This window comes from Parablastomonas sp. CN1-191, from assembly GCF_049354825.1.
In the GTDB taxonomy this organism is placed as follows: Bacteria; Pseudomonadota; Alphaproteobacteria; order Sphingomonadales; family Sphingomonadaceae; genus Novosphingobium.
Genome location: NZ_CP186480.1, coordinates 2,326,596 through 2,340,549, shown reverse-complemented (window position 1 = coordinate 2,340,549; position 13,954 = coordinate 2,326,596). Strand labels below are relative to the sequence as shown.

The 13,954-nt window shown below is 70.1% G+C and carries 10 protein-coding genes and 1 tRNA gene; 5 read left to right on the top strand and 6 right to left on the bottom strand.

The features are described 5' to 3' along the window. Nucleotides 1-30 precede the first annotated feature (30 nt). Nucleotides 31-4,743, top strand: coding sequence for an NAD-glutamate dehydrogenase domain-containing protein (locus tag ACOYW6_RS11660; RefSeq protein WP_423141482.1), 4,713 nt, complete (start codon nt 31-33; stop codon nt 4,741-4,743). On the opposite strand, the gene queG is transcribed toward ACOYW6_RS11660, so the two are convergent. Continuing rightward, nucleotides 4,740-5,804: a tRNA epoxyqueuosine(34) reductase QueG gene (gene queG, locus ACOYW6_RS11655; RefSeq protein ID WP_423141481.1), complete on the bottom strand. Its 1,065-nt coding sequence runs from the start codon at nt 5,802-5,804 to the stop codon at nt 4,740-4,742. The two genes, ACOYW6_RS11660 and queG, sit on opposite strands and share 4 nt — an antisense overlap. A gap of 46 nt (nt 5,805-5,850) precedes the next feature. On the opposite strand from queG, the gene ACOYW6_RS11650 reads away from it, so the two are divergent. The 3 genes from ACOYW6_RS11650 to msrB are packed head-to-tail and all read left to right on the top strand — an operon-like array spanning nt 5,851 to nt 8,598. After that, on the top strand, nt 5,851-6,819 hold the full coding sequence (locus tag ACOYW6_RS11650; RefSeq protein ID WP_423141480.1) for an ABC transporter ATP-binding protein: 969 nt from the start codon (nt 5,851-5,853) through the stop codon (nt 6,817-6,819). After that, nucleotides 6,816-8,066, top strand: a complete 1,251-nt coding sequence (locus ACOYW6_RS11645) for an ABC transporter permease (protein ID WP_423141479.1) — start codon at nt 6,816-6,818, stop codon at nt 8,064-8,066. The genes ACOYW6_RS11650 and ACOYW6_RS11645 overlap by 4 nt, the downstream gene beginning before the upstream one ends. A 52-nt stretch (nt 8,067-8,118) precedes the next feature. Then, the gene (msrB, locus tag ACOYW6_RS11640; RefSeq protein ID WP_423141478.1) at nt 8,119-8,598 is read left to right on the top strand and encodes a peptide-methionine (R)-S-oxide reductase MsrB; all 480 of its coding nucleotides are present in this window, start codon (nt 8,119-8,121) and stop codon (nt 8,596-8,598) included. A 7-nt stretch (nt 8,599-8,605) separates the two neighbouring features. Here the strand turns inward: msrB and ACOYW6_RS11635 are convergent, their stop codons facing one another. From ACOYW6_RS11635 to ACOYW6_RS11615, 5 genes are all read right to left on the bottom strand, one after another. Continuing rightward, nucleotides 8,606-10,348, bottom strand: a complete 1,743-nt coding sequence (locus tag ACOYW6_RS11635; RefSeq protein WP_423141477.1) for a hypothetical protein — start codon at nt 10,346-10,348, stop codon at nt 8,606-8,608. A 95-nt stretch (nt 10,349-10,443) separates the two neighbouring features. Beyond that, the gene (locus tag ACOYW6_RS11630) at nt 10,444-11,043 is read right to left on the bottom strand and encodes a PilZ domain-containing protein (RefSeq protein WP_423141476.1); all 600 of its coding nucleotides are present in this window, start codon (nt 11,041-11,043) and stop codon (nt 10,444-10,446) included. Nucleotides 11,044-11,153: 110 nt separating this feature from the next. Next, nucleotides 11,154-11,238, bottom strand: a tRNA-Leu gene (locus ACOYW6_RS11625). A gap of 90 nt (nt 11,239-11,328) precedes the next feature. Beyond that, nucleotides 11,329-11,610: an integration host factor subunit beta gene (locus ACOYW6_RS11620; protein WP_423141475.1), complete on the bottom strand. Its 282-nt coding sequence runs from the start codon at nt 11,608-11,610 to the stop codon at nt 11,329-11,331. Nucleotides 11,611-11,746: 136 nt separating this feature from the next. Then, nucleotides 11,747-12,082, bottom strand: coding sequence for a GntR family transcriptional regulator (locus ACOYW6_RS11615; RefSeq protein WP_423141474.1), 336 nt, complete (start codon nt 12,080-12,082; stop codon nt 11,747-11,749). Between the two features lie 186 nt (nt 12,083-12,268). Here ACOYW6_RS11615 and ACOYW6_RS11610 point away from each other — a divergent pair, with 186 nt between their 5' ends. Further along, on the top strand, nt 12,269-13,894 hold the full coding sequence (locus ACOYW6_RS11610; RefSeq protein WP_423141473.1) for a peptide MFS transporter: 1,626 nt from the start codon (nt 12,269-12,271) through the stop codon (nt 13,892-13,894). Nucleotides 13,895-13,954: the final 60 nt, after the last annotated feature.

Below are 13,954 nucleotides of genomic sequence, written 5' to 3'. Positions count from 1 at the left end.
ACCGGCGGGTCTCCGCCACAGGAGTATCGGATGCCGTCGAAAGCCGCTCGCATTGTCGCCGCCAGGATCACTCGGCGCGGCGGAGGGGCGGTAACCGCCGCGCTGGAAGAGGCGCTGGCCGATTCGCTGCTCCCGGGCGACGCGCCCTTCACCCCCGCCGGGCTCAAGGACGCGGCCGCCTTCGTACGCAGCGCCGCCATCACGCGTGAGGCGGGGCAGCCGGTCGTGGCGCTCGAATCGGTGACCGGCAATGCCGCCGACCGGTTCATGCGGCTGGCGGTCATCAACGACGACATGCCGTTCCTGGTCGATTCGATTTCGGCCGCCATCGTGGCCCAGGGACTCGACATCGATCGCCTGGTGCACCCGGTGCTGGGGGTGGAGCGCGACGGCAAGCAGACGCTGACCGCGCTTAGCGAGGCCGACGACGCGCCGCGCGAATCGATGATTTATGTCGAGACGTCGCGCGCCGATGCCAAGGCCCGGCGCGAGCTTTGCGCCGCGATAGAGGCGACGCTGGCCGACGTCGGCAACGCGGTTGCCGACTGGCCGAAGATGCGCGCCGTGCTGGCCGGCGATGCCGACATGCTCGATGCCGATGGCGCCGGCGAAGACGCCGCGCTGCTGCGCTGGCTCGACGACGGGATGCTGACCCAGCTCGGCCACGTCCTGCGCCGCCGCGACGGCAGCCAGGCGGAATTGCTGGGGCTGTGCCGCAAGACCTCGCGCCCCGTCCTGGCCCCGATCAGCTACGAACGCGCGTTCGAATGGTTCGATGCGGGTGCCGCGAACAAGCCGCGCAACCTGCTGATCATCAAGTCCAACGTCATCTCCAGCGTCCATCGCCACGTCCCGCTGGACCTGTTCATCGTGCCCCGGCGCGAAGGCGATGCGGAGACGGGGCGTGTGACCGCGCTATCGGTCCACGTCGGCGTCTGGACCAGTGCCGCGCTGGCCGCGCCGCCGACCCAGGTGCCGGTCCTGCGTGAGCGGCTGGCCGCGCTGATGGCGGAATTCGAATTCGCCCCGGGCGGCCACGCCGGCAAGGCGCTGGTCCATGCCCTGACCGCGCTGCCGCACGACCTGCTGATCGGCTTCGCCGCGACCGATATCGAGCGAATCGCCACCGCGATGATGAGCCTGGTCGACCGCCCGCGCCCGCGCCTGATGCTGATCGAGGCGCCGCTGCGCCGCCACTTGTTCGCCTTCGCGTGGCTGCCGCGCGATGCGCTGTCGACCACGACCCGCCTGCGCATCCAGGCGATGCTGTCCGAGGCGGCCGACGCCCCGGTACTCGACTGGGCGCTGCAGGTCGAAGGCAACAACCTGGCGCTGATCCGCTGCGTGCTCGACATCCGCGACGGCGCCAGCACGCCTGACGAGGCGCCGCTCGACGCCGCGCTGCAGGCGATGGTGCGCGGCTGGGGCGAAGCAGTCGAAAGCGAGATCGCCGCCGGCGAAGACGCCGCCCGCGCCGCCGCCATCGCGGCCCGTTATGCCGAGGCGTTTCCAGCCGCCTATCGCACGACTTACGGCGCGCCCGAGGCCGCGCTCGACATCGCGCGGCTGCGCGCGCTCGCCCCCGGGATGCGCGGTGCGCGCCTGTTCGGCGGCGGCGGCGACGAGCTTCACCTCAAGCTGTACAGCCACGCCGGCGGCCTGACCCTGTCGGACGCGGTGCCGGCACTGGAGAACTTCGGCTTCCGCGTCGTCGAGGATGTCCCCACTCAGCTGACCGGAGACGGCGGCGCCGACCTCGGCTCGATCCACGATTTCCGCCTTGAATGCCCGGACGACTGCGCGGACATCCTTCTGCGCGCCGAAGCGATCGAGAACGCCATTGCCGCCGTGCTGAACGCCGCGGCCGAGGACGACGCCTTCAACCGCCTGATCGTCGCCAATGCGATGTCGGCGCAGGAGGCCAACTGGCTGCGCGCGTGGTATCGCTACCTGCGCCAGGCCGGGATGGGGTTCGGCATTCCCACCGTGGTCGACGCGCTCAGCCGCGCTCCGGCCGTGACGCGCGGGCTGATCGACTTGTTCGCCGCCCGCCACGATCCCGCCCGCGGCAATCGCGACAAGGCCGAAAAGGCCGCGCAGGAGGCGATCCGCAGCGGCCTGGCCGGCGTCGCCGCGATCAACGACGATCGCCTGCTGCGCCAGTACCGCGCGCTGGTCGAGGCGATGCTGCGCACCAACGCCTTCGCCCCCGCCGCGGCCGAGGCGCTGGCCTTCAAGCTCGATTCCAGCCTGGTCCCCGGCCTGCCCCGGCCGCTGCCGTGGCGCGAAGTGTTCGTCTATTCGCGCCGGGTCGAAGGCATTCACTTGCGCGCCGGTCCGGTGGCGCGCGGCGGCCTGCGCTGGTCCGATCGCCGCGACGATTTCCGTACCGAGGTACTGGGCCTGATGAAGGCGCAGCGGGTCAAGAACGCGGTCATCGTGCCGACCGGGGCCAAGGGCGGCTTCTATCCCAAGCAGCTGCCCGACCCGGTCCGTGACCGCGACGGCTGGCTGGCCGAAGGGCGCGAAAGCTACAAGGTGTTCATCCGCACGCTGCTGTCGATCACCGACAACCTGGTGAAGAACAAGGTGGTTCATCCCGCCGGCGTCGTGATCCGCGACGGCGAGGATCCCTATTTCGTGGTCGCCGCCGACAAGGGCACCGCGACCTTTTCCGACACCGCCAACGCGCTTGCCGAAGAGCGTGACTTCTGGCTCGACGATGCCTTCGCCAGCGGCGGCTCGAAAGGGTACGATCACAAGGCGATGGGGATCACCGCCAAGGGCGCGTGGATGTCCGTGCAGCGGCACTTCCTCGAACTCGGCGTCGACGTGCAGAACGATCCGGTGCGTGTCGCCGGCTGCGGCGACATGTCGGGCGACGTGTTCGGCAACGGCATGCTGCTGTCCAGGTCGATCCGGCTGGTCGCAGCGTTCGACCACCGCCACATCTTCCTCGATCCCGAACCCGACGCGGCGGCATCGTGGGCCGAGCGCGCGCGCATGTTCGCGCTGCCGCGCTCGTCCTGGGACGATTACGACAAGGCGCTGATCAGCAAGGGCGGCGGGGTCTTCCCGCGCAGCCTCAAGACGATCCCGCTGTCGGCCGAGGTGCGCGCTGTCCTGGGCATTGCCGAAACCGAGATCGAGCCCGACGCGCTGATTACGGCTATCCTGTCGGCGCCGGTCGACCTGCTGTGGTTCGGCGGCATCGGCACATACGTGAAGGCCGCCAGCGAAAACAACGCGGTGGTCGGCGATCCCGCCAACGATGCGCTGCGCATCGACGGATCGATGGTGCGCGCGCGGGTGATCGGCGAAGGCGCGAACCTGGGATGCACCCAGGCGGGCCGGATCGAGTATGCGCTGCAGGGCGCGGGCGGTTCGGGTGGACGGATCAACACCGACTTCATCGACAACTCCGCCGGGGTCGACTGCTCGGACAACGAGGTCAACATCAAGATCGCGCTGGCGGCCGCCAAGCGCGCCGGGCGCCTGAACGAACCGGCGCGGGTCAAGCTGCTCGTCTCGATGACCGACGAGGTTGCATCACTTGTGCTCGAGGATAACCGCCTCCAGGCGCTGGCGCTGTCGATCGCCGAGGCCGGCGGCGCCGCCGCCAGCGCCGCGCAGGTCAAGCTGATCGGTCAACTGGAGGACCTTGGCCATCTTGACCGCAAGACCGAAGGGCTGGCCGACAGCGAAACGCTTGGCCGCCGCGCCGGCGATGGGCAGGGCCTGACCCGGCCCGAGCTGGCGGTGCTGCTGTCCTCGACCAAGCTGGTGCTGCAGGCCGCGCTGGAGGACTCTGCCCTGCCCGACGATCCGGGCCTGGCCGAAGACCTGCTCGCCGCCTTCCCCAGCGCGATGCGGGGCAAGTTCAAGGCCGAGATCCTGGCGCATCGCCTGCGGCGCGAGATCATCGCCACCAAGCTGGCCAACCGCATCGTCAATCGACTGGGCATCGTCCATCCCTTCGAGGTTGCCGAGGAGGAAGGCGTCACGCTGGCGCAAGTCGTGGCCGCTTTCGTCGCCGCCGAGCGCTTGCTGGGCATGGACGCGATCTGGCAGGCAATCGAAACTGCCGACATGGCCGAAAGTGCGCGGATCATGCTGTTCGACCGCGCCGCCACCGCGCTGCGCACCCAGATGGCCGACCTGATCCGGGCCGGTGGCGGCACCCTGGTGCCCTCACGGCTGGTGGCCGAACTGGCCAAGGGGGTGTCCGCGCTGTCGCAAGCGACGGACAAGCTGCTGGCCGCCGAGGCGCGCAGCCAGTCCGACCGGATGCGCGACGGCTTTACCGCCGCGGGCGTGCCCGAGGATGTCGGCGGCCAGGTTGCGCACCTGTTCGATCTCGACGGCGCGGTCGGCCTGGCCCGCCTGGCCGCCGACGCCGGGTTCGCCCCGGCCACGCTGACGCGCGCCTTCACCGATCTGGGCGCCCGGCTGGGCCTCGACTGGGCGCAGCAAGTAGCGGCGCGCATGAACCCGTCGGACCCGTGGGAGCGCTTGCTGGTCGCCGGGCTGGCGCGCGACTTTCAGCAGATGCGTCTCGATTTCCTGCGCAAGGCGGGCAAGAAGCGCGCGCCCGAGGACCTGGTCGGCGACTGGTCGGCACGGCAGGACGCCGCGATCCGCCAGTTCCGTTCGATGGTCGGTCGCGCCCAGGGCGCGGCGCCGGTCAGCCCGGCGATGCTGGCGCAGATCGCCAGCCAGGCCCGCAATCTGCTGGCGCGCTAGAGCCGCGCCAGCGCCCAGCGCGCCGCGTCGGCGACCGCCGCGTCGTCGTCGCCGACCAGCGCCGCGACCGGCTGCCTGAGCGCGGCGTCGGCGCTGTTGCCCGCGGCGTAGAGGCAATTGCGCACGAAGCGGTTGCGCCCGATCCGCTTGATCGGCGAACCGGCGAACAGCCGCCGAAAGCCCGCGTCGTCCAGCGCCAGCAGTTCGGCCAGGCGTGGCGCGGCCAGTTCCGCGCGCGGCAGGAACGCCTTGTTGGCTGCCGCCGCGCTGGCGAACGCATTCCACGGGCAAACCGCCAGGCAATCGTCGCAGCCGTAAATGCGGTTGCCCAGCGCGGTACGAAACACTTCCGGGACCGGGCCGGAATGCTCGATCGTCAGGTAGGAGATGCAGCGCCGCGCATCGAGGCGATAAGGCGCGGGAAAAGCCTGCGTCGGGCAGGCGTCCTGGCAGGCGCGGCACGATCCGCAGCGGTCGGCGTGCGGTTCGCCCGGCTGCAGGTCCAGGGTCGTATAGATTGCGCCCAGGAACAGCCACGAACCGTGCGCGCGGCTGACCAGGTTGGTGTGCTTGCCCTGCCAGCCGATCCCGGCGGCTTCGGCCAGCGGCTTTTCCATCACCGGCGCGGTGTCGACGAAGACCTTCACCTGTGGCGGTTCGAGCCCGCGCCGCCCCGCCTCGTCGATCAGCCAGCGCGCCAGCGCCTTGAGCGCGCGCTTGACCGTATCATGGTAATCCCCGCCCTGCGCATAGACCGAGATGCGCGCCCGGTCCTGCCGTGCGGCCAGCGCCAGCGGATCGGCGGCGGGCGCATAGCTCATCCCAAGGGCGATCACGCTGGCCGCCTCGGGCCATAACGCGCGCGGGCTTCGGCGCTGCGCGGCGCGGGCCGCCATCCATTGCATCTCGCCGTGCATGCCGGCCGCGACCCAATCGTCCAGCCGCGCCGCGGCGGCCCAGTCAGCGGTTGCGGGCGCGATCCCGCAGGCCGCGAAGCCAAGGCGCGCGGCCTCCTCGGCCAGGGCCGTCTCGATCGTGCGATGATCCTGCCCTGACGGCACTGAACGGTTGCTCCCGTTAACCTCTCGCGCCTAAGCAGCGCGGGTGATGGGGACACTAGGAGAACGCCCGGTGACGGGCAACGCGCTGGCGATCGAGGCTCGCGGCCTGGTCAAGCGGTTCGACGATTTCACCGCCGTCGACGGCGTCGACCTGGCCGTTCCGGAAGGGACCATCTACGGCGTCCTGGGGCCTAACGGCGCGGGCAAGACCACGACGCTGCGCATGCTGCTGGGCATCATCGATCCCGACAGCGGCTATCGCTGCGTGCTGGGGCACGAGCGACCGCACGAGGTCGCCCACGCCATCGGCTACTTGCCCGAAGAGCGCGGTCTCTATCCGGCCATGAAGGCGTACGAGGCGATCGCCTTCGTCGGCGCGCTGCGCGGCCTGCCATTGGCCGAAGGGCGCCGGCGCGGCCGCGAGCTGCTTGAGGAGCATGGCCTCGGCTATGCTGCCGAGCGCCAGATCCGCCAGCTGTCGAAGGGCATGGCGCAGCAGGTCCAGCTGCTCGGCACGTTGGTCCACAAGCCGCGCCTGGTCGTGCTGGACGAACCGTTTTCCGGCCTCGACGCGCTTAACCAGGGCAAGCTTGAGCGGATGATTCGTGCGCTGGCCGAAGGCGGTACGACGGTGATCTTTTCGACCCACGTGATCGCTCATGCCGAGCGATTGTGCGACGAAGTCGCGATCATCGCCGGGGGCAAGGTGCCGTTCGCAGGTCCGGTCGACCTCGCGCGCGATGCGATCCCCGCGCAGGTCCGGCTCGAGACCGCGCGCGGCGACGGTCCGTGGCGCGCGGCGCTGCCGGCAGACGCGCGCCAGGAAGGGGCGTTCTGGCATTTCGCCCTGCCCGACACGGGCGTCGAGCCGTTGCTGCGGGCGCTGATCGCCGGGGACGCCGGGATCCGGTCGCTCTCGATCGAGCGGGCGGGCCTGCACGATGCGTTCGTCGCCATTGCCGGCGCCGCCGCCGCGCGCGCGCTGGACGAAACGCCAGAGGAGCTGCGCAAGTGAGCGTTTCCCGCACCGGGCGCCTGTCCCTCGTATCCGCTGCGCTGGTCGTGGCGCGGCGCGATTTCAGCGCCATCCTGCTGTCGCGCAGCTTCATCTTCTTCCTGCTCGGCCCGCTGTTCCCGCTGCTGGTGGGCGGCCTGGCCGGGGGCATCGGCCGCCAGGTCCAGGACAACGTGCGGCCCGTGCTGGGCATCGCGATGACCGCGCCCGATGTCGAAAAGATCATGTACGCGCGCGAACGGCTGGAGCGCGAAGTCCCCGGCGCGCTTCCCGACACGATCGTTATCAGGCGGCTGGCGCCGGGTGAAGCCTTTGATCCGGGCGCCGAGATGAAGCGCAATTCGGCCAACCTGGCCGCGATCCTGACCGGCACGCCCGTTCACCCGGTGCTGACCGGTTCGCTTGATCGGATCGATGCCTGGCAGGGCCGGGTCGCGCTGCTGGGCGCCGAGGCGGCGGGTACCGGGCCGGCGAAGTATCCGGCCGTCGCGCTGACCCCGATCGGCGCCACCACCGCCGATCGCAACAGCGACCGGACCGGCACCGCGCAAGCGGCCCAGACCCTGCTGTTCCTGCTGATGATGCTGCTGGCAGGCATGGTGCTGTCCAACCTGGTTGAGGAAAAGGGAAACAAGATCATAGAGATCCTGGCCGCCGCGGTGCCGATGGACGCGGTGTTCCTGGGCAAGCTTTTCGCGATGCTGGCGGTCAGCCTGGTGGGCATCACGGTGTGGGGCCTGGCCGGGGGCGCAATCGGCCTGACGCTGCACAAGTCGCTGCCGGCGCTGACTGCGCCTGCGGTAGGGTGGCCGGCTTTCGTGGCGCTGGGCGTGATCTACTTTTCGCTGGGCTACCTGCTGCTGGGGTCGCTGTTCCTGACCATCGGCTCGCTGGCAACGACCGTGCGCGAGGTGCAGACGCTGTCGATGCCGGTCACGATGATGCAGCTGCTGACGTTCTTCTTCGCTACTTACGCGATGGCGCGGCCGGGATCGTGGGTCGAGATGGCTGCCATCGCCCTGCCGTTCTCCTCCCCGTTCGAGATGATCGCGCGTGCCGCCACCGACGATCGGCTGTGGATCCACGCGGCCGCGATCGCCTGGCAGGTCGCCTGGGTGGCGATCTTCGTGCGCGGCGGATCGATGCTGTTCAAGCGCTGGGTGATGAAGAGCGGCCCGGCCCGCGGCACGCGCAAGCGCCGCTGGTTTGCGCCCGCAAAGGCCACGCAAGTCATTCAACCTCGATAATCTGCAACTGTTCGTCGATACGCTGCGTATATCGAGGCAAGGAGACGTCCCAATGCCCGCCTTGTCCCGCCGTACCGCCCTTGCCCAGACCGTCGCCGCACTTGCCGTGGCCGCCTGCGGCTCGAGCCGCGCCGATGCCAGGACCTTTCCGGTCCGCTTCACCGATGCGCAGTGGAAGCAGCGGCTGACCCCGGCGCAGTACCGCATCCTGCGTCAGCAGGGGACCGAGCGCCCCTATTCGTCACCGCTGAACGACGAGCACCGCAAGGGCACCTTCGTCTGCGCCGCCGACGGGCACCCGCTCTATGCCTCGACCACGAAGTTCGACAGTCATACCGGCTGGCCCAGCTTCTGGGCGCCGCTGCCCGGTGCGATCGGCACCTCGACCGATCGCACTTTCGGCATAAGCCGTACCGAGGTGCACTGCGCCGCCTGCGGCGGTCACCTGGGCCACGTCTTCGACGATGGTCCCAGGCCGACCGGCAAGCGCTATTGCATGAACGGCGACGCGATGGCGTTCCGCCCCGCCTGAGCGCGCTTCAGCGGATTCGCCAGGCCCTGACGCCGCGCCCGGTCGCAACCGGGACCAGGCCGGGCAGCGGGTCCCCGCGCAGCAGCCGCGCAGCCAGGCCGCCAGGCGCCGCCGCCATGTTCGGGCAAAGCGCCAGGTAAGCGGCCCCGCTGGACCGCAGCCCCGGCAACGCTGCACCCGGCGCGCTGTCGAGCAGCCGGGCTGCCCGCCGGGCGGCATCGTGCAGCCGCCAGTGATCGACGACGACGACCGCGTGGCGGGTATGGACCAGCAGGTCGGTTCCCAGCGCTGCCGGCGCGAAGACCAGGTCCCGTCCCGTGCCCAGCCGCAAGCCGGACGCATCGCAGGCGGCGGCGGGCGGCGCCGCGGCACGCGCCGGGCTCGGCAATGCGGCGCCCAGCGCCAGCATGGGCATGCCCGGGATGACGGCGGCGGCCACGACCGCGAAGGCGGCGATCCGACGCGAGGGATCGCGCACCTTTTGCGCGCCGCGGTGCCACTGGCGAACCTGCCAGGCGAGCGGCACGATCGCGAGCGCCCAGGCCAGCGCGGCCTGCCCGCTTCCCACCACGGCGACCGCGATGGCACCGGCCAGCAGGACCGCCCAGTCGCTCCAGAACCCGCGCAGCCATGCCTGTGCACGGCCGCACAGCGCGGCGGTTGCCACCAGCGCGAGAAGCGGCGGCAGCAGCGCCTGCGCCAGCGCCGCCGGCGCCTGCGAGAACAGTGCGAAAGCGGGCTGACCAGCCAGGATCGCCGTGCCGGGCGCAGCCAGCGCCAAGGGATCGACCAGGCTGATCGTCATCGCGCTGGCCGCGGCCGCCAGCGCCAGCGCCAGCACCAGCGGCACGCGCGGAAGGTTGGGCACTGCGCCGATCAGGCCGCAGCCCGCCGCCAGCACCGCCAGCCCGGCCAGCCACGCCGGTCCCAGCGCCAGGGCCGGATCGGGCAGCGCCGTGCCGCGGGTAGCGTAGAACAGCGCCGTGGCGCCGACGAACAACGCCAGCGCGGCATGAACCAGCCAGCCGCGTTCGCTGCTGCGGGCGACCCAGCGGCGCGCCAGCACGAACAGCACCAGCAGCGCCAGCGGCGCCGTGTCCAGGCCCAGCGTCAACAGCGCCGCCAGCGACAGGCCGATCATCCAGCCGCCGGCGCGCGCGCGGCGCGCGGTCAGGCCGTTGACCGCGGCCAGCAGCGCGACCACCTGCCAGGCGCCCTGGCCAAGCTCCAGCGGCTGCATCGCCGCCGCCAACGGGGTGCCCAGGGCGACCAGGAACGCGGCGTAGAACACCAGTTCTGCGTCGAATATCAGCCACACGATCCGTCCCGTCAGCAGCATCGCCGCCGCCAGCGCCAGCAACGGCGACAGCGTCAGCGCGGCGCGCGCGGCGCCGTCACCCAGCAGCGGGCGCAGCGCGGTATCGATGACGAAAGCCGGCAGATCGCCCAGTCGCGACCAGCCAAGCTCGGCGCCTTGCGGCGGTGCCAGGCGGTGCTGGGCCAGATCGAACCAGCCCTGGCCGGCAAAAAGGTCGCGCAGTTGGACGAGGTGGAGGAGGTCGTCGTGCCCGGCCGGCTGCAGTGCGGCGATGGCCGGCCAGCGGGTGACGACGAAGATCGCGGCGACGAGCGCCCAGACGAGCAGGACCCTGGCGACCAGTTCGGCGGGCAAGGCCGGTCGGCGGCGATCGGCGAAGCCCATCAGCGCGTCCGCCGCGTCTGCGGGCCTGGCCCGTATAATCCATTGCACTGCTTGCACGGCCTTTCGGCCGGTTCGACCCCCCGCATCCTAAATCCCCCCGGATTGCGACGACTCGGGTTTAGAAAGGCTTGGTAAAGAACCGGTTAAGCGCGCATTCCGGCCTGGATGTCGGCAGCCAGGCGGGCCAGTTCATCAAGCCGGAAGCCGGCGGTGAAGACCAGCCCATGCGCGTCGCGGCGGCGCCAGCGGACCTTGCCGTCGAGTTCCGGCAGTCCGCTGCCGCTGATCGTCACGCGCGCGCCCAGTGGCAGTTGCGGCTCGGTAATCACCAGCGCGCCAAGCTGCGAGATGTCCTGGAGCACACCCATGCGGGCACCGCTCAGCGTTGCCAGGACGATCGGCAGCTCCACCTTGAGGCGCAAGTGACGGCGCGGATAAGGGCCGGCTTCCTCCACCAGCTGCGCCAGGTCGAGCGGCCCGTCGGCAAAGGCGAAGACCGCGTGATCGCCGTCCTCCGCATCGCCGCGGCGCACCACCTGGTGACGCCGCCCGCTGCCCAGTTCGATTTCGCCGCGCTCGATGTCGGCGGGCAGTGAATGGAACAGCCGCAGCCGCGCCTCGGTCGGCGAGACATCGCGCAGGATGCACAGGAATTCGCCCGCGGGCGTTACCAGCTTGCCGGCGCGCATCATCACGGTCACGCGCGGCGCTGCCATAGCGTCCATGGCGGGAATCTGCCCCATGCCGTAAGTCCCCATTGCGACGGCCAGGGCTCTATCGGGCCGCTCGCACCTCGGGCCATATGGGGCGACGGGTAAACGCGGTTCTAACGCCCGCTATGCGATGCGACGAATGGTGCGGACGGTGGGACTCGAACCCACACGAGCAAGGCTCAGGGGATTTTAAGTCCCCGGCGTCTACCATTCCGCCACGTCCGCGTTGTCATCGGGCTAGCGCCGATGCGGCTGGGGTGTCCACCCCGACCTGCCCCGCAAGCGCGCGGGCTTTGCCGCGCGCGGACCCAGCACCTAGTCGGCGTTCAGCCGGGCGCGCATTTCCTTGCCGGGCTTGAAGTAGGGCACGCGCTTTTCGGGCACGGCCACCGCCTCGCCGGTGCGGGGATTGCGCCCGGTGCGGGCCTCGCGCTCTCGCGTGGAGAAGGCACCGAATCCGCGCAGCTCGACCCTGCCACCCTTGGCCAGTCGCGCCGCGATCTCATCGAAGAAGCAGGTCACGACGCGCTCGATCTCGTCGGCCTTGAGGCCGGGATTTTCCTTCGCGATCGCAGCGACAAGTTCAGAACGTATCATTTTCCCTCGCACCCCCCAAGGCGGCCCGGAGCCAAGAGCCCGGCCCGGCTCAGCGCGTTACAGCTTCCGACCCGGAACAAGCAGCACTGCACGGCGTCACCCTGCCAGAGCGGCGCGCGGCGCGCAATCGGCGCGTTCAGTCGACCAGGTCGGCCACCGCGATCCCAAGGCGTTCCATCCGCTGGCGCAGCTGCGGCCACTCGTCCGCCAGGAACGCAGCCCGCTCGCTTTTGCGCAGGCGCTCGGCCGCGCCGGGGGCCACGAACATGCCGACGCCGCGCTGGACGTCGACCAGCCCATCGACCTGGAATTGCTGGTAGGCCTTGGCCACGGTCAGCGGGTTGGCGCCCTGTTCGGCGGCAAGCGCGCGGACCGAGGGGAGCATCGCCCCTTCGGCATAGATCCCGTCGATGATGGCCGCGGCGATCATGTCGCGAAGCTTCAGGTAAACGGGCTTGCTGGCGGGGGGCATGGTGCGTCAGTGCCATAATACAGCGTAGCACACAAGGGCGCGCTCCGCTTGCCGCGCCGCACGGGCATGACGCGCGGCAGCAATAAAATTGCTTGAGGCGCGACAATTCGTGGCTAGTCTCCGCGCTAACCACAGGACCGGCCGCGCAGGGCCCGGGTCCGACAACGAATTTTGCGGAGGATTTCGATGAAGGACATGGGCAGCTGGAACGAGGGCGACTGGATCGCCGCGATCGCCGCGCTGGCGCTGTTCGCGGTGCTGGCCATCGGCGGCATGATCGCGGCGCGCAAGTCGGACGAATTCGCCGGCCACCCGCGCGGCCTGTTCGTGCTGTTCTATGCCGAGATGTGGGAGCGGTTCTCCTATTACGGCATGCGCGCGCTGCTGGTCCTCTATCTGACCAAGCACTGGCTGTTCGAGGACAGCAACGCCACCCTGATCTACGGCGCGTACGGGGCGCTGGTCTACATCACCCCGGTGCTGGGCGGCATCATCGCCGACCGCTGGCTGGGCCAGCGCAAGGCCGTGCTGTTCGGCGGGTTGCTGCTGGCGGCCGGCCACGGCCTGATGGCGGTGGAAGGCAACGGCGGGCAGGGCGACCCCACGATCAACGTGTTCTGGGCCGCGCTGGCGTTCATCATCGTCGGCTCGGGCTTTCTCAAGGCCAACATCTCGGTCATCGTCGGCAACCTCTACCGGATGTCCGACAACCGCCGCGATGCGGCCTATACGATCTTCTACATGGGCGTGAACGTCGGCGCCGCGCTGGGCACGATCCTGGTCGGCTACCTGGGCGAGACGATCGGCTGGGCCTATGGCTTCGGCCTGGCCGGGATCGGCATGGTCCTGGGGCTGATCATCTTCGTGGTCGGACGCCCCGCGCTGCTCGGCCGCGGCGAGCCGCCGGCGCCCTTGACCAAGGGCCGCGAATGGACGTTCTACGGGGTCGGCGTGGCCGCGGTCGCGGTGATCTGGGGCCTGATCCAGGCCCAGGGCGTCATCCAGGACCTGCTGATCGTCACCGGCATCGCCATGCTGGGCTACACCCTTTACGAGGCGTTCAAGCTGCCCAAGGAACCGCGCGAGCGCATGTTCGCGATGCTGTTCCTGATCGCTCTCAACCCGCTGTTCTGGGGCCTGTACGAACAGGCCGGCGGCAGCCTCAACCTCTACACCGACAAGTTCGTCGATCGCGGCGGGGTGCCGACCAGCCTGTTCCAGTCGATCAACCCGATCTACATCGTCATCCTGGCGCCGGCGTTCGCGGCGCTGTGGCAGTGGCTGGGGCGCAAGGGCCTGGAGCCGTCGGCACCGGCCAAGTTCGGGCTCGGCATCCTCCAGGTCGGGATCGGCTTCCTGGTCTTCGTGTGGGGCGCGGGCACCGGCGATCCGGCGGTGATGACCTCGGTCGTGTTCGTGTTCCTGATCTACCTGCTGCACACCACGGGCGAACTGTGCCTGTCGCCGGTCGGGCTTAGCGCGATGGCGCGGCTTTCGCCGGTGCACCTGGCCAGCTTCGTGATGGGGGCGTGGTTCTACATGACCGCGGTGGGCAACTTCGTGGCCGGCAAGATCGGCGAGGCGACCGGCGGCGAAGGCGGCGAGATGTCGAAGGACCTCGTGCTGTCGATCTACAGCAAGATCGGTTGGGTCGCGATCGCCGTCAGCATCGTGGTTCTGCTGCTGTCGCCGCTGGTCAAGAAGTGGATGCACCTCGACACGCTGGAAGACCGGGTGAGCCCGGCCGACCAGCAGGCCGTCTACGGCGGCGGCGAGGGCGAGCACACCGACGGCGCGCTGCCACGACGCTGAAACGGCCGGGCGGCGCGCGAGGTCGCAAGACACGCGCGCCGACGTCGTTCCTTGGCTGGG

Coding starts and splice junctions, on each gene's coding strand:
- ACOYW6_RS11660 (WP_423141482.1), top strand. CDS start 31: ATGCCGTCGAAAGCCGCTCGCATTGTCGCCGCCAGGATCACTCGGCGC.
- ACOYW6_RS11650 (WP_423141480.1), top strand. CDS start 5,851: ATGGGGACACTAGGAGAACGCCCGGTGACGGGCAACGCGCTGGCGATC.
- msrB (WP_423141478.1), top strand. CDS start 8,119: ATGCCCGCCTTGTCCCGCCGTACCGCCCTTGCCCAGACCGTCGCCGCA.
- ACOYW6_RS11630 (WP_423141476.1), bottom strand. CDS start 11,043: ATGGGGCAGATTCCCGCCATGGACGCTATGGCAGCGCCGCGCGTGACC.
- ACOYW6_RS11620 (WP_423141475.1), bottom strand. CDS start 11,610: ATGATACGTTCTGAACTTGTCGCTGCGATCGCGAAGGAAAATCCCGGC.
- ACOYW6_RS11615 (WP_423141474.1), bottom strand. CDS start 12,082: ATGCCCCCCGCCAGCAAGCCCGTTTACCTGAAGCTTCGCGACATGATC.
- ACOYW6_RS11610 (WP_423141473.1), top strand. CDS start 12,269: ATGAAGGACATGGGCAGCTGGAACGAGGGCGACTGGATCGCCGCGATC.